The organism is Sphingomonas sp. Root710 (genome assembly GCF_001429065.1).
Taxonomy (GTDB): domain Bacteria; phylum Pseudomonadota; class Alphaproteobacteria; order Sphingomonadales; family Sphingomonadaceae; genus Rhizorhabdus.
The window spans coordinates 662,123-681,381 of record NZ_LMIB01000001.1 but is presented as its reverse complement, the minus strand read 5'-3'; the positions used below and the strand labels follow the sequence as shown (position 1 = coordinate 681,381).

The 19,259-nt window shown below is 65.2% G+C and carries 21 protein-coding genes; 11 read left to right on the top strand and 10 right to left on the bottom strand.

What is annotated here, in order from left to right; genetic code table 11:
• The first annotated feature begins 36 nt into the window (after nt 1–36).
• From ASE00_RS03200 to ASE00_RS03190, 3 genes are all read left to right on the top strand, one after another.
• Nucleotides 37–234, top strand: a complete 198-nt coding sequence (locus ASE00_RS03200; protein WP_056379260.1) for a KTSC domain-containing protein — start codon at nt 37–39, stop codon at nt 232–234.
• The gene (locus tag ASE00_RS03195) at nt 231–956 is read left to right on the top strand and encodes a DUF72 domain-containing protein (RefSeq protein ID WP_056377741.1); all 726 of its coding nucleotides are present in this window, start codon (nt 231–233) and stop codon (nt 954–956) included. The genes ASE00_RS03200 and ASE00_RS03195 overlap by 4 nt, the downstream gene beginning before the upstream one ends.
• Nucleotides 957–1,026: 70 nt before the next feature.
• Nucleotides 1,027–1,632 (top strand): DUF4142 domain-containing protein, encoded by a 606-nt coding sequence (locus ASE00_RS03190; RefSeq protein ID WP_056377740.1) that lies wholly within the window; start codon nt 1,027–1,029, stop codon nt 1,630–1,632.
• A gap of 53 nt (nt 1,633–1,685) precedes the next feature.
• Here the strand turns inward: ASE00_RS03190 and ASE00_RS03185 are convergent, their stop codons facing one another.
• Nucleotides 1,686–2,696, bottom strand: a complete 1,011-nt coding sequence (locus tag ASE00_RS03185; RefSeq protein ID WP_056379258.1) for an NAD(P)H-quinone oxidoreductase — start codon at nt 2,694–2,696, stop codon at nt 1,686–1,688.
• An 84-nt stretch (nt 2,697–2,780) separates the two neighbouring features.
• On the opposite strand from ASE00_RS03185, the gene ASE00_RS22775 reads away from it, so the two are divergent.
• From ASE00_RS22775 to ASE00_RS03165, 5 genes are all read left to right on the top strand, one after another.
• The gene (locus ASE00_RS22775) at nt 2,781–2,978 is read left to right on the top strand and encodes a DUF1192 domain-containing protein (RefSeq protein ID WP_200957902.1); all 198 of its coding nucleotides are present in this window, start codon (nt 2,781–2,783) and stop codon (nt 2,976–2,978) included.
• 124 nt (nt 2,979–3,102) lie between these two features.
• The gene (gene clpA / locus ASE00_RS03180) at nt 3,103–5,418 is read left to right on the top strand and encodes an ATP-dependent Clp protease ATP-binding subunit ClpA (RefSeq protein ID WP_056377739.1); all 2,316 of its coding nucleotides are present in this window, start codon (nt 3,103–3,105) and stop codon (nt 5,416–5,418) included.
• A 164-nt stretch (nt 5,419–5,582) separates the two neighbouring features.
• Nucleotides 5,583–7,064, top strand: a complete 1,482-nt coding sequence (sthA, locus tag ASE00_RS03175) for a Si-specific NAD(P)(+) transhydrogenase (protein ID WP_235538523.1) — start codon at nt 5,583–5,585, stop codon at nt 7,062–7,064.
• Nucleotides 7,065–7,186: 122 nt separating this feature from the next.
• Nucleotides 7,187–7,873, top strand: a complete 687-nt coding sequence (locus ASE00_RS03170) for an ABC transporter ATP-binding protein (RefSeq protein ID WP_056377738.1) — start codon at nt 7,187–7,189, stop codon at nt 7,871–7,873.
• On the top strand, nt 7,870–10,365 hold the full coding sequence (locus tag ASE00_RS03165; RefSeq protein ID WP_056377736.1) for an ABC transporter permease: 2,496 nt from the start codon (nt 7,870–7,872) through the stop codon (nt 10,363–10,365). The genes ASE00_RS03170 and ASE00_RS03165 overlap by 4 nt, the downstream gene beginning before the upstream one ends.
• Here the strand turns inward: ASE00_RS03165 and ASE00_RS03160 are convergent.
• On the bottom strand, nt 10,351–10,929 hold the full coding sequence (locus ASE00_RS03160; RefSeq protein ID WP_056377734.1) for an NTP transferase domain-containing protein: 579 nt from the start codon (nt 10,927–10,929) through the stop codon (nt 10,351–10,353). The genes ASE00_RS03165 and ASE00_RS03160 overlap by 15 nt on opposite strands.
• Nucleotides 10,926–11,861 (bottom strand): XdhC family protein, encoded by a 936-nt coding sequence (locus ASE00_RS03155; RefSeq protein ID WP_056377732.1) that lies wholly within the window; start codon nt 11,859–11,861, stop codon nt 10,926–10,928. The genes ASE00_RS03160 and ASE00_RS03155 overlap by 4 nt, the downstream gene beginning before the upstream one ends.
• 113 nt (nt 11,862–11,974) lie before the next feature.
• Here ASE00_RS03155 and ASE00_RS03150 point away from each other — a divergent pair, with 113 nt between their 5' ends.
• Nucleotides 11,975–12,961 carry an adenosine kinase gene (locus ASE00_RS03150; protein WP_056377730.1) on the top strand — a complete coding sequence of 329 codons (987 nt, stop codon included), beginning with the start codon at nt 11,975–11,977 and terminating at the stop codon, nt 12,959–12,961.
• A gap of 79 nt (nt 12,962–13,040) precedes the next feature.
• On the opposite strand, the gene ASE00_RS03145 is transcribed toward ASE00_RS03150, so the two are convergent.
• From ASE00_RS03145 to ASE00_RS03130, 4 genes are all read right to left on the bottom strand, one after another.
• Nucleotides 13,041–13,469: an ExbD/TolR family protein gene (locus tag ASE00_RS03145; protein WP_056377728.1), complete on the bottom strand. Its 429-nt coding sequence runs from the start codon at nt 13,467–13,469 to the stop codon at nt 13,041–13,043.
• A 24-nt stretch (nt 13,470–13,493) separates the two neighbouring features.
• Nucleotides 13,494–13,976, bottom strand: coding sequence for an ExbD/TolR family protein (locus ASE00_RS03140; RefSeq protein WP_056377727.1), 483 nt, complete (start codon nt 13,974–13,976; stop codon nt 13,494–13,496).
• Between the two features lie 122 nt (nt 13,977–14,098).
• On the bottom strand, nt 14,099–14,821 hold the full coding sequence (locus ASE00_RS03135; RefSeq protein WP_056377725.1) for a MotA/TolQ/ExbB proton channel family protein: 723 nt from the start codon (nt 14,819–14,821) through the stop codon (nt 14,099–14,101).
• Nucleotides 14,822–14,899: 78 nt separating this feature from the next.
• On the bottom strand, nt 14,900–15,544 hold the full coding sequence (locus tag ASE00_RS03130) for an energy transducer TonB (RefSeq protein WP_056377723.1): 645 nt from the start codon (nt 15,542–15,544) through the stop codon (nt 14,900–14,902).
• 448 nt (nt 15,545–15,992) lie between these two features.
• Between ASE00_RS03130 and ASE00_RS03125 the strand changes: the two genes are divergently transcribed.
• Nucleotides 15,993–16,697: a hypothetical protein gene (locus ASE00_RS03125; protein ID WP_235538522.1), complete on the top strand. Its 705-nt coding sequence runs from the start codon at nt 15,993–15,995 to the stop codon at nt 16,695–16,697.
• On the opposite strand, the gene ASE00_RS03120 is transcribed toward ASE00_RS03125, so the two are convergent.
• The 3 genes from ASE00_RS03120 to ASE00_RS03110 all read right to left on the bottom strand — a co-directional run bounded on the left by ASE00_RS03120 (nt 16,689) and on the right by ASE00_RS03110 (nt 18,607).
• Nucleotides 16,689–17,087 (bottom strand): dihydroneopterin aldolase, encoded by a 399-nt coding sequence (locus tag ASE00_RS03120; RefSeq protein ID WP_056377721.1) that lies wholly within the window; start codon nt 17,085–17,087, stop codon nt 16,689–16,691. The two genes, ASE00_RS03125 and ASE00_RS03120, sit on opposite strands and share 9 nt — an antisense overlap.
• Nucleotides 17,087–17,848, bottom strand: a complete 762-nt coding sequence (locus ASE00_RS03115; RefSeq protein WP_056377719.1) for an SDR family oxidoreductase — start codon at nt 17,846–17,848, stop codon at nt 17,087–17,089. Before ASE00_RS03115 ends, ASE00_RS03120 begins: the two co-directional genes overlap by 1 nt.
• A 123-nt stretch (nt 17,849–17,971) precedes the next feature.
• Nucleotides 17,972–18,607 carry a glutathione S-transferase family protein gene (locus ASE00_RS03110; protein WP_056377717.1) on the bottom strand — a complete coding sequence of 212 codons (636 nt, stop codon included), beginning with the start codon at nt 18,605–18,607 and terminating at the stop codon, nt 17,972–17,974.
• Between the two features lie 109 nt (nt 18,608–18,716).
• On the opposite strand from ASE00_RS03110, the gene ASE00_RS03105 reads away from it, so the two are divergent.
• Nucleotides 18,717–19,247, top strand: a complete 531-nt coding sequence (locus ASE00_RS03105; protein WP_056379254.1) for a GNAT family N-acetyltransferase — start codon at nt 18,717–18,719, stop codon at nt 19,245–19,247.
• Nucleotides 19,248–19,259 lie beyond the last annotated feature (12 nt).

Here is a 19,259-nt window from a genome sequence, read left to right as displayed (position 1 = left end):
ATGGGATCATCGGCGGCGGCGCGGCGTTTGGTTCGCATGCCATCTACCGTCATCCGAAGCTTCGATTATGATCCGGAAGAACGGCGTCTCGACATCCAGTTCGTGACCGGCCGGCGTTACAGCTATCACGATGTTCCGGCGCGGATCGTCGCGGCGATGCGGTCCGCGCGGTCGAAGGGGCAGTTCTTCAACGCCCGGATCCGCGACCATTTCGCCTTTACGCGCAAGCCGTGACGCAGGCGATCTATGTCGGGACAGCGGGCTGGTCGATCCCATCGCGATATCGCGACGCCTTTCCCCACGAACACTCCCATCTCGAGCGCTATGCCGCGCGATTCAACGCGGTCGAGATCAACAGCAGCTTCTACAGGCCGCATCGCCGCACCACCTATGAACGCTGGGCGGCAAGCGTACCGCCGACGTTCCGTTTCTCGGTAAAGCTCCCGCGCAGCATCACCCATGAACATCGCCTGGCCGGCGCCAATGCATTGATAACCTCCTTCGCCGAAGAGATCGGCGGGCTGGGTGAAAAGCTCGGCACGATATTGGTGCAGTTACCGCCGAGCCTTACTTTCGACCCGGCTGTGGCGGGTGACTTCTTCGACGCGCTTCACACCGCGATACCGGCATCGATCGCATGCGAACCGCGGCATGCGAGCTGGTTTGCCCCCGTCGCAGACGAACTGCTTCGCAATGCGCGCGTCGCGCGGGTCGCCGCCGATCCCGCCCGTGTGGCCGGAGCGGAGCTACCCGGGGGAACCACTTCGCGCTGCTACTTCCGTCTCCATGGCTCGCCAGTTATCTACCGATCGTCCTATGAAGAGGCGCGGTTGCGAACCTATGCGGACCTAATCGGCAGGCCGGCCGCCTATGAGGCCTCCTGGTGCATCTTCGACAACACCGCCAGCATGGCGGCGCTCGGCAACGCTCTGCGTCTTCGTGAAATCCTGGCCTAAACTCAGGTTAATGCAGGGAACGGCTCGATCTCCCGATCGTTGGCGCGCCGACGACACCTAGGAGAGTTTCATGAATAAAATTATATTGATCGCGTCGGCCGGCATCCTGTCGCTGGGCCTCGCGAGCTGTGGCCAGAAGGCCCAGAACACCGCCGAATCCGCAACCAACAGCGCGATGGAGACCGCCGATACCGCCGGCGCGATGGCGTCCAATGCGATGGTCGATGTCCAGCAGGCGATGACGCCTACGCCCAACGGCCAGGGCTTCGTCGACCAGGCAGCCCAGTCCGACGCCTTCGAAATCGCCGCGGCCAAGATCGCAGCGACCAACGCCGCGTCGCAGGCGGTCAAGGACTTCGCGGCGGAGATGATCAAGGCGCACACCGAATCGACCGCCAAGATCAAGGCCGCCGCCGCCGCCGCTAGCCCGGCGCTTACGCCCAATGCGACGCTGACCGAAGACCAGAATGAGGACCTGGCCGAGCTACGCGCACGGAAGGGCGCGGAGTTTGACGAACGTTATGTCGATGGCCAGGTGGACGCGCATCAAACTGCACTGGCGTTGATGCGCGACTATGCCGAGCATGGCGACACGGCGTCGCTCAAGACCGCCGCAGGCGAGATCGCCCCGGTGGTCCAAAAGCATCTCGACCATGCGAAGATGCTCGACAAGTAGCCTGACGTCGAAAGGCCGGGTCCCCGGGGTCCGGCCTTTTCGATCCCGCCAGCCTAGCCGGCCTGTTCCCCGACCAGCAGCACGATCTTGCCGATATGGTCCTGCTCGAGCCGACGGTGCGCGTCGGCGGCCTGTGCGAGCGGAAAGGTAGCGTCGATCACCGGCTTCAGCCGCCCTTCCTCGACATGCGGCCATACGACCGCCGCGATCTCCTCGGCCACCGCGGTCTTGAACGCGACATTGCGCGGCCGCAGCGTCGATCCGGTCAAGGTCAACCGCTTCTGCATGATCTTCCAGATCGGGATTTCGGCCTTCGCACCACCCAGCACCGCGATAGAAACATGGCGGCCGTCATCGGCCAGGCAGTCCAGATTGCGCGGCAGATAGTCGCCGCCGACCATGTCGAGCACCGCATCGACACCTTTTCCGCCCGTGATCCGCTTCACCTCTTCGACATAATCCTGGGTGCGGTAGTTGATCGCATGCGCCGCGCCGAGCGTCACGGCCGCCGCGCATTTCTCGTCCGATCCGGCGGTGACGATCATCTTCACCTGAAAGATCCTGCCGAGCATGATCGCCATCGTACCGATCCCGCTCGTGCCGCCATGGACAAGGACGCTGTCGCCGTCAGCGACATAGGCGCGCTCGAAGACATTGCTCCACACGGTGAACAGCGTCTCGGGGATCGCCGCCGCCTCGATCATCGACAATGTGTTCGGTACCGGCAGGCATAGCCCGGCGTCGGCGACGACATATTCGGCATAACCGCCGCCCGCGACCAGCGCGCAGACCGGCTGGCCGAGCAGTTCAGGCAGCGTCCCCTCGCCCAGCGCTACCACCTCACCCGCGACTTCGAGGCCGGGTATCGATGGCGCGCCCGGCGGCGGCGGATAGGCGCCCATGCGTTGCGAGACATCGGGCCGATTGACGCCAGCGGCGGCGACTCGGATGAGCAACTGATCGCGCCCTGGGCGGGGCACGGGCCGCTGCACCGGTGCCAACACCTCTGGTCCGCCCTTCTCGGCAGGGTCGATCGCCGTCATCCATTCGGGAATTTCGGCCATAAAGTCCCCCATTTTCGCGCCGAACCGGCCGGATTCGACGAAGGGTTTATTGACATGCGGCCCGCTGCGGTCAACGCTGTGTCCATGGAGCCAGACGATCTTTTCGCGAAGCGCCCCGATGATCCGGTGAATCAACTCACCCGGCAGGATATCGATCATCTTTCCGTGGACGAACTCGAGGCGCGGATCACCGCGCTGGAAGGCGAAATCGCCCGCTGCCGGACAAAAATTAAAAATGCCGTTAACCATCGCGCAACCGCTGAAAGCCTATTCAAGCGATGAAGGCGCGCTGTCGAGATCGGCGCTTCGCTGTCTCGGCAGAGGCCGGTTCTTGATGAACGGCCCTGGGCACCCGACATATGCGTTACCGGCATGGTCCCTTCCATGTCGCGAGGAGTATTAGAATATGCCTTCCTTCGCCCGCGAACTCGAACAGACGCTGCACAATGCGCTGAGCGCAGCCAGCAGCCGGCGCCATGAATATGCGACGCTCGAGCATCTTCTGCTCGCGCTGATCGCCGATGAGCATGCGTCGAAGGTGATGACCGCCTGTGGCGTCGAACTGACCGAGCTTCGCAACGCAGTGACGAACTATCTCGACACGGAGCTCGACGCGCTCAAGGTCGAGGGTGAGACCGATCCGTCGCCGACCAGCGGCTTCCAGCGCGTCGTTCAGCGCGCGATCCTCCATGTCCAGTCTTCGGGCCGCGAGGAAGTGACCGGCGCCAACGTTCTCGTCGCCCTGTTCAGCGAGCGCGAGAGCTACGCCGTCTTCTTCCTGCAGCAGCAGGATATGAGCCGCCTCGATGCGGTCAGCTTCATCAGCCACGGTGTCGGCAAGGCCGGACAACCCACGGAGCAACGCGAAGTGAAGGGCGCCGAAGAAGAGAAGAGCCAGGCCAAGTCCGACGGCAAGAAGGGCGAAAGCGCGCTCAAGCAGTTCTGCGTCAATCTCAACGAGAAAGCCAAGAACGGCAAGGTCGATCCGCTGATCGGCCGCGGCCCCGAGGTCGATCGCACCGTCCAGATCCTGTGCCGCCGCTCGAAGAACAACCCGCTCTATGTGGGCGATCCAGGCGTCGGCAAGACCGCAATCGCCGAGGGTCTGGCACGCAAGATCGTCGAAGGCGACGTGCCCGAAGTGCTGCTGCCCGCGGTCATCTATTCGCTCGACATGGGCGCGCTGCTCGCCGGCACCCGCTACCGCGGCGATTTCGAGGAACGGCTGAAGCAGGTCGTGACCGAGCTCGAGAAGCTGCCCCACGCGGTTCTGTTCATCGACGAGATCCACACCGTGATTGGCGCGGGCGCGACCAGCGGCGGCGCGATGGATGCGTCGAACCTGCTCAAGCCGGCGCTCTCGGGCGGTACGATCCGCTGCATCGGATCGACCACCTACAAGGAGTTCCGCAACCATTTCGAGAAGGATCGCGCGCTGCTGCGGCGCTTCCAGAAGATCGACGTGAACGAGCCGACCAACGAGGATACGATCAAGATCATCTCGGGCCTGCGTTCGGCGTTCGAGGAGCATCACAACGTCAAGTACACGCCCGATGCGATCAAGGCGGCGGTCGAGCTGTCGTCGCGCTACATCAACGACCGTAAGCAGCCCGACAAGGCGATCGACGTGATCGACGAGGTCGGTGCGTCGCAGATGTTGGTGCCCCCGGCCAAGCGCAAGAAGGTTATTACCCCGAAGGAGATCGAGGCGGTGATCGCGACGATGGCGCGCATCCCGGCCAAGTCGGTGTCGACCGACGACAAGAAGGTGCTTGGCTCGCTTGAGACCGATCTCAAACGCGTCGTCTTCGGCCAGGACAAGGCTATCGAACTGCTCAGCTCGGCAATCAAGCTGAGCCGCGCGGGTCTGCGCGATCCGGACAAGCCGATCGGCAACTATCTGTTCTCGGGGCCCACCGGTGTCGGCAAGACCGAGGTCGCGCGTCAACTCGCCTCGATCCTGGGCATTCCGCTCCAGCGCTTCGACATGTCCGAATATATGGAGCGCCATTCGGTCAGCCGCCTGATCGGCGCGCCTCCGGGCTATGTCGGCTATGATCAGGGCGGCCTGCTGACCGATGCGGTCGACCAGCATCCGCATTGCGTGCTGCTGCTCGACGAGATCGAGAAGGCGCATCCCGACCTGTTCAACATCCTGCTGCAGGTGATGGACAACGGGAAGCTGACCGATCACCACGGCAAGACGGTCGATTTCCGCAATACGATCCTGATCATGACCACCAATGCCGGCGCGTCCGACATGGCGCGCGAGAGCCTGGGCTTCGGCAACCTCACCCGCGAAGGCGAGGATGAGGAAGCGGTCAAGAAGATGTTCACGCCGGAATTCCGCAACCGTCTCGATGCGATCGTCCCCTTCGGCTATCTGCCGACCGAGGTCGTCTCGCGCGTGGTCGAGAAGTTCATCCTCCAGCTCGAACTGCAGCTGGCGGACCGCGACGTGCACATCAGCCTCGACGACGACGCCAAGACCTGGCTGACCGCCAAGGGCTATGACAAGCTCTATGGCGCCCGTCCGATGGGCCGGCTGATCCAGGAGAAGATCAAGCAGCCGCTGGCCGAGGAGCTGCTGTTCGGCAAGCTCGTCCATGGCGGCGAGGTCAAGGTGAAGCTCAAGGATGAGACGCTCGCCTTCGAGATCGTCCCGGCCGCGCCGAAGCGCCCGAAAAAAGGCGGCAGCGCCAAACCGAAGGTTAAGGCATAACCCTCCGGAGCAAATGAAGTGGGCCCGTCTCGAAAGAGGCGGGCCTTCTTCTTTGCCCTGCCCGATCGTTCGTCCCACCCCTCTTGCCGCGTTAACCATATCTCCAACCTTCGCGTGCAGAAGGGTGCGTCGGACTCGCGATGGCGGGCAATCCGGGGGATGTGATGCGCTACGAATTGATCGTGATAGGCAGCGGACCGGCGGGACGCCGCGCCGCCATTCAGGCCGCCAAGCTGGGCAAGTCGGTGCTCGTTGTCGAGAATCGCTATCGCGTCGGCGGCGTGTCGGTCCACACAGGCACCATTCCCTCCAAGACGCTGCGCGAGACCGTCCTCAACCTGACCGGCTGGCGCGAGCGAGGCTTCTACGGCCGCGCCTATCGCGTGAAGAAAGACATCGAGGGCAAGGATCTCAATGCCCGGCTCCAGATGACCCTCGATCATGAGATCGACGTGCTCGAACATCAGTTCACCCGCAACGGCGTGCGCACCATCGAAGGCGTGGCCCAGTTTCGCGGTCCACATGAGATCGCTGTCACCGGGCCGAAGGGCGAGGTGCATATCTTCGAGGCTGAGCGCGTGCTGATCGCGGTGGGTACCACCCCCTACCGTCCCTCATCGATCCCTTTCAACGGCACTAATATCCTCGACAGCGACGACCTGATCTCCGAGCCGCGCGTGCCGCGCAGCCTGACCGTGATCGGCGCGGGCGTGATCGGGATCGAATATGCGACGATCTTCTCGGCGCTCGATGTCCCCGTCACGCTGATCGAGCCGCGCGACAGCTTCCTCGACTTCGTCGACCGCGAGATCATCGACGATTTCGTCCATCAGCTCCGCGACCGCGGCATGGCGATCCGCCTCGGCGCGAAGGTCGACCGCGTCGAGATCGACGGCCAGGGCTGGGCGATTTCGGTGCTCGAAGACGGCCGCCGCATCCGTTCGGAGATGCTGCTCTACGCCGCCGGTCGGATCGGCGCGACCGCTCCGCTGGGTCTGGAGAATTGTGGGCTGGAAGCGGACAGCCGCGGACGTCTCACCGTCGATCCGGTGACGCTGCAGACCAGCGTGCCGCACATCTACGCCGCCGGTGACGTGATCGGCTTCCCCAGCCTCGCCTCGACCTCGATGGAGCAAGGCCGCATCGCTGCCTGCCACGCCTTTGGCGCCCCCATGCCCCCCGCCCCCGCCTATTTCCCCTATGGTATCTACGCGGTGCCCGAAATCTCGACGGTGGGCCTGTCCGAACAGGAAGTGCGCGAGAAGGGCATTCCCTATGAATGCGGCATCGCCCGCTTCCGCGAGACCTCGCGCGGTCATATCATGGGTATGCAGGCCGGCATGATGAAGCTGATCTTCGCGCTGGAGGATCGCCGTCTGCTCGGCGTGCACATCATCGGCGAAAGCGCGACCGAGCTGATCCACATCGGCCAGGCGGTGCTGAACCTGGGCGGGACGATCGACTATTTCGTCGAGAACACCTTCAACTATCCGACTCTCGCCGAGGCCTACAAGATTGCCGCGCTCGACGCCTGGAACCGCATGCCGCGCTGCGACGACCATCACCAGAGCGCGCTCGATCGGGCGCTACCCGAACTCAAGCGGCTGAAGGCCAAGGCCCAGAGCCTCGCGGCGAAGGCCGCCTGAGCCTAGCGGGACACGAACCGTATTACGCCTATGATACGGTAAATTCGGCTCTGGGCCATTGATAGTCGGGCAGGCGATCCTCATGTTGCACTACAGCAACGACAGAGGAATGCCCCACCCGCATGACTTCCCCCATCATCGACGCCGGCGCGGTCCGTCTCGCGCTTGGCAAGGGTCCGGCGCGGGTCGACATCCTCAAAGGCATTGATCTGGCAATCGGCACCGGGGAAACCGTGGCACTGCTCGGTCCGTCGGGATCGGGCAAATCCTCGCTGATGGCGATTCTGTCCGGGCTCGAACGCGCCGACGACGGGCGGATCATGATCGCGGGTCTGGACTTCTCCCGCCTTGATGAGGACGCGCTCGCCGCCGCCCGGCGGGGACGAATCGGCATCATCCTCCAGGCCTTCCACCTGCTCCCCACCATGACCGCGCTCGAAAATGTCGCGGTGCCGCTCGAACTCGCCGGGGAGGCTGACGCCTTCGATCGCGCCAGAGCCGAGCTGGAAGCGGTCGGCCTCGGCCACCGCCTCGACCACTATCCCGCGCAGCTTTCGGGCGGCGAGCAGCAGCGCGTCGCCATCGCCCGCGCCACCGCGCCGCGACCGGCGATCCTGTTCGCCGACGAACCCACCGGCAACCTCGACGCCGCGACCGGCACCGCGATCATGGGCCTGCTGTTCGATCGCCAGCGCGAGACCGGCGCGACGCTGCTGGTCATCACCCATGATCCCGCGCTGGCGCAGCGCTGCGCGCGGGTCGTGGAAATGCGCGACGGCTTGATCGTCTCCGATCGCACCGCCGCATGAGAACCGCCTGGACGCTGGCGCTGCGCGATCTGCGTGGGGGTCTTCGCGGGCTGCGCCTGCTGATCATCTGCCTGTTCCTCGGCGTGGCCGGTCTGGCGGGCGTCGGCAGTCTGAGTCAGGCGATCACCGCCGAGCTCGACGCGCGCGGCCGTGAGATATTGGGCGGCGACATCGAGATGCGCGTCGCCCAGCGCACCGCCGATCCCGCCGAACGCGCGGCTTTCGCGCGGCTTGGCGCGGTATCCGAGACGATCAAGATGCGCGCGATGGTGTCGCGGCTCGATGCGAGCGCGTCGGTGCTCGCCGAACTGAAGGGCGTCGACACGCGCTGGCCGCTCTATGGCAATTTCACCGTCGCACCTGGCGCACTCGCCACGCGCCCCACCGGCTTGGACGCGGCCATCGCGCCAGCGCTGGCCGAACGGCTGTCCCTGCGCGTGGGCGACAACGTACGCGTCGGCGAGACGAAGCTGCGCGTGATCGGGCTGATCGACGACGAACCCGATCGGGTCGGCGAAGGCTTCACTCTTGGCCCGTCGATCATCACGTCGCAACAGGGGCTCGACGCCACCCGACTCGTCCAGCCCGGCAGCCTCTACGCCGCGCGCTACCGCATCCGCCTGGCTGGCAATCCCGATATCCGCATACTCGCCGATGGCCTCGCCGACCGCTACCGCAACGCCAATTGGGAGGTCAGCGACCGCACCAACGCGGCGCGCGGCCTGCGCCGCTTCGTCGATCAGCTTGGCCAGTTCCTGATTCTCGTCGGGCTCACCGCGCTGATCGTCGCCGGGATCGGCGTCGGCAACGGCGTGTCGTCCTGGCTCGACCAGCGGCGGCCCGGCATCGCCACGCTCAAGATCCTCGGCGCATCTTCGCAGACGATCTTCCAGATCTATCTGATTCAGATCGCGGTCGTCGCCACGGCGGCGATCCTCGGTGGCCTCGCCGTCGGCGCTGCGGTCCCCGCGATCGTCGGGCAGATCGCCGGAGACGCCCTGCCCGTTCAGCCCAAATTCGCGCTCTTCCCGGTGCCGCTGCTGGTGAGCGCGGCCTATGGCCTGCTTGCCGCGCTACTGTTCAGCCTTGCCCCGCTCGCCCGCGCGGGAGAGATCAGCCCGGCGGCGATCTTCCGTGCGCGGATCGAACCCTTTGGCCTGCCGCGCTGGCGCGTGCTGCTGGTAATGGGCGTCGCGGCGCTCGGCATCGCCACGCTCGCCATCGGCACCGCGCGGCAGCCGCTGCTCAGCGCGGGCTTCCTCGGCGGGATGGTCGCGGTCTTCGCCCTACTCGGACTGATAGGCCGCCTAGTCCGGCGTGGCGCGCGTGCGCTGCCCCGCCCGCGCCGACCGCTGCTTCGGCTCGCCATCGCCAACCTCCATCGCCCGGCGGCGCAGACCGACCGGCTGATAGTAGCGCTCGGCCTCGGCCTCACCCTGTTCGTGATGCTGGCGGTGCTCCAGAGCAACCTGGCCAATCAGATCGAGCGAACCATCCCCGCCGCCGCGCCAAACTTCTTCGCGCTGGATATCAGCACCGAGGATATCGATCGCTTCCGTGCCGTCGTGAAGGCCCGCGCGCCCGAAGCGGTGATCGACAGCGTTCCGTCGCTGCGCGGTTCTGTCGTCGCCGTGCGCGGCGTGCCCGTCACCGACATCAAGCCGATCCCCAAGGGTGCCTGGATCCTCAACGGCGACCGGGGGCTGACCTATTCGACGAAGCTGGCCGAGGGCAATGAGATCGTCGCGGGAAAATGGTGGCCCGCCGATTATGCCGGCCCGCCGCTGATCTCGATTGAGGAGCAGGCCGCCGAGGCGCTCAGCCTCAAGCCGGGCGACAGGATGACCCTGTCGGTGCTGGGGGTCGAGATCGACGCGAGGATCGCCTCGATCCGGCGGGTGAACTGGGAAACGATGGGCTTCAACTTCGGCATCGTCTTCGCGCCGGGGACTCTTGAGGGCGCGCCGCACAGCTATATGGCGACGATCACCATCCCCGACGCGCGCGAGGCTGCGGTCAACCGCGCGGTTATCGCCGATTTTCCGGCAGTTTCGCTGATCAGGGTGAAGGATGTGGTCGGGCAGGTTTCGACGATCTTCGGTCAGCTCGCCACCGCGATCCGCGCCGCCGCGTCGGTGACCCTGGCGGCGGGCATCGCCGTGCTGGTCGGCGCGATCGCAGCGTCGCGCCGGGCGCGGCTCTACGATGCCGTGCTGCTCAAGCTGCTCGGCGCGAACCGTCGCCAGATTCTCGCTGCCCAGGCGATCGAATATGCGTTGCTCGCGCTGATCATCTCGGGCCTCGCGCTTGCGGCGGGCAGTGTCGCGGGCTGGTACATCGTCACCTCGATCTTCGAGATGAAATGGGCACCTGACTGGGCGGTCGTGTTCATCACGCTCGTCGTCGGTGCGCTGGGTACGCTCGGCATCGGCCTGCTCGGCGCGCTCCCGGCGCTGGCGGCACGCCCGGCGGCAGCGCTACGGACGCTCTGACCGGGCTCGCGCCTCCGCCAGCGCGTCGGGCGTGTCGATATCGTACAGCACCCCGGGGTCGTCGCAGTCGAGCCATTGCGTCTCGTGATGCGCCAGCAGGGCTCGTCCGCCGGTATCGCCGGTCGAACGCGCGAGCGCGGCGAAGAAGCTCCGCCCCCACAGGACTGGATTGCCGGCCCGGGAATTGAACCGCGGCCTGACGATGCTATCCGGCGTCGCCCTGTCGACAAGCATCGCCAGCGTGCCGGGGCAAACGAAGGGCATATCCCCCAGGCAGATGATCGCCGCGCTCCAGTCCAGCGGCGCCGCGCGGATCGCCGCCGCGAGCGAGTGGCCCATGCCCAGCGCATGATTCTCGACCTCGACCAGGGCGGCGCGCCCCGCGATCAGCGGAACCACGGCGCTGCCAGGCGAAACCGCGACGACCGGCTGGCCGAGCCCCGCCGCCATGATCGCCTCGAAGGCATGCAGGAGCAGCGGCTTGCCGCCAAGATCGGCGAGCAGCTTGTCCTCGCCCATCCGGCGCGCGCCGCCCGCGGCGAGCAGGATCGCGCCGACGGTCACGCCATGCGCAGCGCGGCGGTCGCCCCAGCCAGGATCGACAGCGCGATTTCAGCCGGGGTCGCCGCGCCTATCGCCAGTCCGGCGGGGCCATCGATCCGCTCGAGCACCGCTTCGTCGAAACCTTGTGCGCGGAGCCGGTCGAGCCGTGCGGCGTGGGTACGGCGCGATCCCAAGGCGGCGATGTAGAAGGCTTCGCTGCCTAGCGCCGCAGCGAGCGCGGGGTCGTCGATCTTCGGGTCGTGGGTCAGGGTGACGACCGCGGTGCCGCCATCGGGCTTCCAGTCAGCGAAAGCCTCGTCGGGCCAGCGCGTGTCGACGTCGATATCGGCGAAGCGGCTCGCCGCGGCGAAGCTGTCGCGCGGATCGACGAGCAAAACCCGGTAGCCGAGCTGCCGCGCCAGCGGCACCAGCGCCTGGCTGACATGGACCGCGCCCACGATCATCATCCGCAGCGGCGGCGGGTAGAGATTGGTGAAAAAGCCCTGGGTATCACCGGCTTCGCCCTCGACGCTTGCACCCGCCGACAGGTCGGTCGTGATCGGGATCGCGCGTCCCAGCGCACGCTCCTCAATGACCCGGTCGAGCAGTCCGGGCGAAAAATGCGCCGCGTCGACCGTCTGGATCAGCACCGATATGGTGCCGCCGCAGGCCAGCCCGAAGGTCCAGGCGCTTTCATCCTGCACGCCATAGTCGCGCCGCTCGAAACCGCCGCCGGTGCGCAACAGCGCCTGCGCCGCGACGATGACGTCGCCTTCGACGCAGCCGCCGCTTACCGATCCTTCGAACAGCCCGTCGTCGCGGATGATCGCGTGTGATCCCCGGCGGCGCGGGGCCGAGCCCCAGGTCTGGATCACGGTGGCGATGGCGACGCCATGGCCGGCCTCCCGCCAAGCGCGCGCGCTGCGCATCAGGTCGTCAAGTTCGTCGAGCATAGATTCGGTCAATCACGTCCGGGGCTTGCCGCCACGCGCGGCGCGCGGCATGGGAACAGCGGCTTTGCCACAAAATTTCCACCGGCGCACCCGCCCACCATAAAGGCCCGTTCATGACCGAAGCGACCCTCGACGTCGTCGGAATCGGCAACGCGATCATCGATCTGCTCACCCATGCCGATGACAAATTCCTCGAGCGCCACCAGCTGGCCCGGGGCGCGATGACGCTGATCGATGAGGCAACGGCCGAACGCCTTTACGCCGCGATGGGCCCGGTCACGCGGGCCTCGGGCGGTTCGGCGGGCAACACGATCGCCGGTCTCGGCTCGCTGGGAGCGGCCTGCGGCTATATCGGCAAACTGCGCGACGACGAACTCGGCGCAGCCTATCGCCATGACCTCCTTGCCGCGGGCGTTCGCTTCACCACCGCGATGGCGACCGACGGCCCCGCCACCGCTCGCTGCATCATCTTTGTCACCTCGGACGGCGAGCGGACGATGAACACCTATCTTGGCGCCTGCGTGAACCTGACCGCCGACGATATCGACGAAGCACTCGTCGCATCGGCCAAGGTCACCTATCTCGAGGGTTATCTCTACGACGATCCCCAGGCCAAGGCCGCCTTCCACCGTGCGGCGGACATCGCCCACGCCGCGGGCCGCAAGGTCGCGCTGTCGCTGTCCGATGCCTTTTGCGTGGAGCGCCACCGCGCCGACTTCCTCGACCTGGTCCAAAATCGCGTCGACATCCTCTTCGCCAACGAGACCGAGATTGCCTCGTTGTTCGAGAGCAACGATCTCGACAGCGCTTTTGCGAAGCTCGCCGCGATGGTCGAACTCGCAGCGGTTACGCTCGGTTCGGAAGGTTCGGTCGTCGTGTGCGGCGATGAGCGGATCAAGAGCCCGGCCGCCAGGGTGGAGCGCGTCGTCGACACAACCGGCGCGGGCGATCTTTACGCCGCCGGCTTCCTCTATGGGCTCACCCGGGATCAGCCGCTTGCGGAATGCGCGCGGATCGCGGGACTCGCCGCGGCGGAGGTCATCTCGCATTTCGGCGCTCGGCCGGAGACGCCGCTGCGCGAATATGCCGGGCTAGCATAAGACCCTGACCAGCCACCGGACAAACAAAAAGGGCGGCCCCGAGAGGCCGCCCTTTCTGATTCAGACGGAGGGAAACGCCTTAGAAGGCGCCACCATAAGCCTCGTTGCCGACGAAGCCCATCTTCTCGACCTGCGCGCGCTTGGTGATCGCGAGCACTTCGTCGACCAGCACATACCGCGCCTGCGGATCGGGCTGCAGATGCAGCTCGGGAATCGGGTTCATCGTCTGGGTGATGTCCAGATACTGACGCAGCTGGACTTTCGAGATCGGCGAACCATTCCAGAGGATCTCACCACCGGGCGTGATCACGACCTTGTTCTTCACCGGATCGACCGGCGGCGGGGTGTTGTCACCCGAGTCGACCGGAAGGTCGAGCTTCACCGCGTGAGTCTGGATCGGAATGGTGATGATGAACATGATCAGAAGCACCAGCATCACGTCGATCAACGGCGTGGTGTTGATGTCCATCATGGGCTCGCCTTCGGTCGTACTTGCGGCCATTGCCATGACTAAAACTCCTCGAAAGCGATATCAGAGACGCGCGGTGGCATAGCCGGCTGGCGGCTCGGAGATGAAGCCCACGCGGGTGAAACCGGCACGCTGCATGGTGAACACAGCGCCCCCGATGCAACGGTAGGGCGTGTTGATATCCCCGCGGATATGGACTTCGGGAAGCTCGAGGCCCGGTGCGGTCGGACCGCCCTGCTTGTCGATTTCCTTCTTGAGCTTGACGACCGCGCGGTCGATCAGCTCTTGAGCAGTAACCCGGGTCTGGCCCCAATAGACCTCACAAGCGCCGTTCGGAGCGGCGCGCACGCTCAGCGCGACATTCTCGGGCTTGGTCGTGGTCGGCTCGAACACCACATTGGGAAGCTTGACGGGGACCGTCTGGATCACGACCGGAACGGTGATGAGGAAGATGATGAGCAGCACCAGCATGACGTCGACGAGCGGCGTCGTGTTGATGTCCGACATCGGGCTGTCGTCTTCGGCGGGGCCCGCACTCATGGCCATCGGCACAAATCCTATCTACTTGGGCGGCTCAGCGGATCACCAGCGTGGCCGCCGGTCCTGGCCTTCTCATTCCTAATCGAACACGGCGGACGCTTTCGCGCCCGCCCCTATTCGTCGGCCGCTTACTTCTTGACGGCAACCGGAGCGGCCTTCACCGGAGCGGCGGGCTTCACCGCACCGGCCGAGACCATGTAGCCGTGCAGGTCGGTCGCGAAGGCCGACAGCTCTTCGGCGACGACCTTATTGCGGCGGATCAGCCAATTGTAGCCGAGCACGGCCGGAACGGCCACGGCGAGACCGAGCGCGGTCATGATCAGCGCTTCACCGACCGGGCCGGCGACGGCGTCGATCGAGGCCTGACCGGCGGCGCCAATCTTGATGAGCGCGCGGTAGATGCCGATAACCGTACCGAACAGACCGATGAACGGCGAGGTCGAGCCAACGGTCGCGAGAACCGCCAGGCCGTTGCCGAGCTTCGAGTTGATCGCGGCCTGGCTGCGGGCCAGCGAGCCGGTCAGCCACTCATGCTGGTCGACCGGATCGGTCAGCTTGGTGTGCTGCTCCTGTGCGATCAGGCCGTCGTCGACGACCTGACGGTATGCCGAGTTCTTCTCGAGCTTGGCCTGGCCGTCCTTCAGGCTCGGCGCGGTCCAGAAGGTCGCGCGAGCCTTCTTGCCCTGGTTCAGAATCTTCTGCTGCTCGAGCAGCTTGGTGAACATGATGTACCAGGACGCCGCCGACATGACGACGAGGATGATGAAGACGGTCCAGGCGATCGTGCCACCCTGCTCGAGAGCGGCCATCAGGCCATAAGGGTTGGAACCGGCGGCTGCGGGACTAGCCATAAACTGAATTTCCTTCTCTGAATCTTGTCTAAATTAATGTCGTGAGGTCCAGCCCGGGACTGGGCCGGACCTGTCCGATCAATCCTTCGGGATTCGCCAAGTGAAGCGGCCGTTGTAGACACCGGTAACCGGGTTACCTGCAGCGTCCTTGCCGATGTTGAACCGGGCGCGGCGCTGCAGCAGACGGCAGGCCGTGGTATCAAGCGCGGGAAACCCGCTGCTTGCCGTAACCGTACACGCCGTCACCTTGCCGTCGGTTCCGACGTCAAGCCTGTAGGCCACCGTTCCCTCTTCGTTGTTACGAAGCGACGACGACGGATAATCCTCGGTCGACATCAGGGATTGGAAATTACCCTTGGGCGTCACGCGAACCGCCTGGCTAACCGGCGGAGCCGGTGGCGCAGTGGGCGTGATGACCGGCGGCGGAGCGACCGGCACCGAGACGATCGGCGGAGCAACCGTCGGCGCGACCTGGACGATCGGCGGCGGCGCCACGACGGGCGGCGGCTCGACGACCTGTTCGGGCGGCGGCGGGGGCGGCTGGTCCGGCGGCGGAGGAGCCTCTTCTTCCACGTCGAACGTCTTCAGGTCGCGGGCGACCTTCTTCACGACGTTGTACGCAAGCCCGGTAACGAACGCGTAGCCGATGATTGCATGAAGCAGGATCACCAGGCCGATCGACACGGCCTTGCGCGTGCTCATCGATTGATCAGCATAAGCCATTAAGGAACTGCACTCCCTCCAATCCATAAGCCTGCAAAAGGCGCCGGATAGCCCCAATGGTCCTCCATCGGTGCTCCGGCCCCACACCCGCCACACATGTTCTAATATTTAGCGGAGGTGTGTCCTTATCGCGACAGTTCGACGGACGCAATAACCCAAACGCCAAGCGGCTTACGGTTTTCAGGCATGGCTCCGCCGCGCTCTAAAGGTTATTGATGACCGTCTTGTTGCGGCAATGAGGATTTCACCAATGCGTCGACCGGGTAGAACCCGTCCGAGATTAACTTTTGGTACGACTTTTGCTTTAGCTGGCCTGCCAATTGTCGCGAGCGCGCTCGCCGTCCCGCTTGCTCCGATCTCCGCCCAGACAGCGCCGAGCCCCGAATTTCGGGCCTTTTCTTATGCAGATCTTGCTGATCTGGCACTGCCCGCGCAACTCGTCGCCGGGGTGACGATCGTCAAAGCCGAGCGCCTTAAGGGGGAGCTCGCTCCCGGTCTGGCGCCCGGCAAAGCACGATTCCTGGTCCAGGCAAGCACCGATATGTTGCTGCGCGGAGCAGGCGGGATGCCCGGCGCGGTCAGCTATATCGTCGACATTGCGCTCGATGCGAAGGGCAAAGCGCCTAAGTTGAAGAAGAGTCGGTTCATCCTGTTCGCTGACCGGGTCGTCGGACGTCCGCAAGAAATCCGCCTGACTTCGCCCTTTTCCCAGCTGGAACGGACGCAAGCCAACGAATCGCGTCTCCGCGCGATTCTTACCGAAGCCAGCGCAGCATCGAGCCCGCCCTATGTCACGGGAATCGGCAATGCCTTTCATGTTCCGGGCGCGATTCCAGGTGAAAGCGAATCCCAGATCTTTCTGACGACGCCAGACAACCGGCCGATTTCGCTGTCGATCCTCCGCCGCCCCGGCGAGCAGCCGAACTGGTCGGTCGCCCTCGGCGAAATGGTCGACGACAGTGCGACGACGCCCGCGCGTGACACGCTGCTTTGGTATCGCCTCGCCTGCTTCCTGCCGTCGCATCTGCCGGCGCGCAGCGTCGCGGCGCTGTCCGAGGCCGACGCAACCGCCGTGCGCGCCGATTATCGCTATGTCCTGGAGCAGTTGGGCGCGTGCGGCCGGACGATCGGCACCGGTCCCGCCTCAGAATGAACTGAGTTCGACCCCGACCGCCGCACAATCCGGATACACGTCGGGCTTGCTGGTCGCGACCCGCAGGCCTTTGACCCCCGCCCGGGCTGCCACCAGCGTATAAATCTCGCGCGCGAGCGTTTCCTGCAGATTGTAGCGCCGCCCTTCGACGAGGCGGAGGATCTCGGTGCGCAGGAAGTCGTAGTCCCATGCGGTCGAGACCACGTCCTCGGCGGCGAAACTGGCCTCGTCGAGCCAGATTTCGACGGACACGAAGATGCGCTGGGGATTGCCGACCTCGAACTCGTGAAAGCCGATGTCCACCGGTACCGAGAAATCCTGAAGCAGGATGCGCCGCGTGCGGGGCAGCAGTAATTCGGGCACGAGCCCGTCGAGCGAAACGGGATCCATCAGGACTCCATATATTGAACGTCGCGCGGCAGGCCGAGAAAGCGCTGACCGCCGTCGAGGGTGATCGTCTGCCCGGTGATGGTCGGCACAGCGATGAGAAAGCGAAGCGCGGCAACGATTTCCGTAACGTCGACTCCGCGTCCCAAGGCATTGAGATCATGGACCTTGTCGAAATTCTCACGGCTCTGCGGCCCCGACACCAGCGTAACCGACGGCGCGATCGCATTCACCCGCACCTTTGACGCCGCAAGACTGCGCGCGATCAGTTCATGCACCCCGGCAAAAGCGATCTTGGAGATGGTGTAGGTGAAGAAATCCGGATTGAGCGCAGACAGCTTGGCATCGAGCATGTTGACGATCAGCGCACCCGACCCCGCCGGCACCGCCCCGGCGAAAGCACGCGCCAGAAGCGCTGGTCCCCGCGCATTCGCCGCCATGTGCATGTCCCAGGCGTCGACCGAAAAGTCGTCGAAACTGTCATAAACGAAGCTCGACGCGCTGTTCACCAGCAATCCCGGCGGCGGCATGCCGTCGAGCGCGGCGACCACCCTCTCCGCCCCGTCCGCCACGGCGAGGTCGGCCTGGACCGTCCGCGCACGCGGCAGGCTGGCGGCGAGCGCCCGCGCTTCCGTTTCCGAATTGCGGTAGTGTATCAGGACGTCCCAGCCGTCGGCCGCCAGCGCCCGCGCCATTTCCGCGCCGATTCGCCTCGCGGCGCCGGTAACGATAGCGGTTCTGCTGGTGCCGAATTCAGGCGTCATGGCTATCTGCGATAAGCGCTGCCCGAAAATCGGGCAAGCCGGTGGCCATCGCCCGATAGCGACTTCGCATAGTCCTTATCCACAGCTTATCCACAGGCTTTCCACGATCGGTGGGGAAAAAGCTCATGCCGCGGCCGATGGCCGGGCGGATACCGCGCAATGCCAGCGCGCCAGCGCGGGATGATCCTCGCGCGGGTCTGGCAGGCGTGTGCCGATCCCGAAGTCGATCGCCACCAGAGCGGCGATATCGGCCATCGAGAAATAATCGCCGACGAGGAAAATATGTTTTGCAAAATGCGCGTCCAGCACGTCGGCGAAGGCGGCCCACATCAGGCGCCCGCGGTCGACCATCTCAGGAATCTGCTCGATCGGCGGCCATTCGCCGCTCACCGCGCGACCGGCGAAGGCGCTCACCTTGTTGCGGAACGCCGCCGCGACCGCCTGAAAACAGTCATGCTCCACCCTGCGCAGCCACGACTCGACCAGGCCTATTTCCAACGGCGTTCTGCCGAACAGCGGCGGATCGGGCTGAAGCGCCTCGAAATAGCGGCATATACCGAGCGAATCGTCGATCAGCGTGCCGTCGTCGAGCAGCAGCGCCGGCATCTGCCGCTGCGGGTTCAGCGCGACATAACCGGGCTGGAGATGTTCGCCGCCCTTGATGTCGATCTGAACCCGTTCGACCGGGATTTCCTTCTCGGCGAGATAGATTCGCACCCGGCGGGGGCTCGGGGCCCAATCGGCATCGAAAAGCTTCATAAAAGCGCAACTCGAATTTGCTTGGCATTCATCTGTGAACCGCTAAACGCGCCCGTCCGCTCCGTCCAGACGGCGCGGCATCTTCATGACGCAAGGATCCTCCTTCGAATTGATCACGCTCGTTCCTATCGCCTCTGTCGCTTCCTCCGACGTAGAGGCGCTTCTCGATCAGGCCTTCGGCACGGACCGCCACCAGCGCACCGCCTATCGCCTGCGCGCGGGAACCGATCCGGTCGCCGGACTGAGCCTGGCCGCGGTCGACGACGGGATGCTGGTGGGATCGATCCAATGCTGGCCGGTCCAGCTGACAGAGGCCGAGGGCGCGGCCACGCCTCTGATCCTCGTCGGCCCGGTCGCGGTGCGGCCCGACCGGCAGCGCGACGGCATCGGCCGCATGCTGATGGAAGCATCGCTCGCCCGGGCCGACGGCGCCGGCAGTGCGCCGATGACGCTGATCGGCGATGCAAGCTATTATGGGCGCTTCTTCGGTTTCTCCGCCCACCACACCGGCGGCTGGACCCTGCCCGGTCCGGTCGATCGCGACCGCCTGCTCGCGCGTCTTCGCCCCGGCCAGTCGGTCCCGGCCAGCGCCGTTCTCGGTCCGCGCCACGCCGCCGAGCTTGTGCCGGGGCGCGATTGACGGCACATCGCC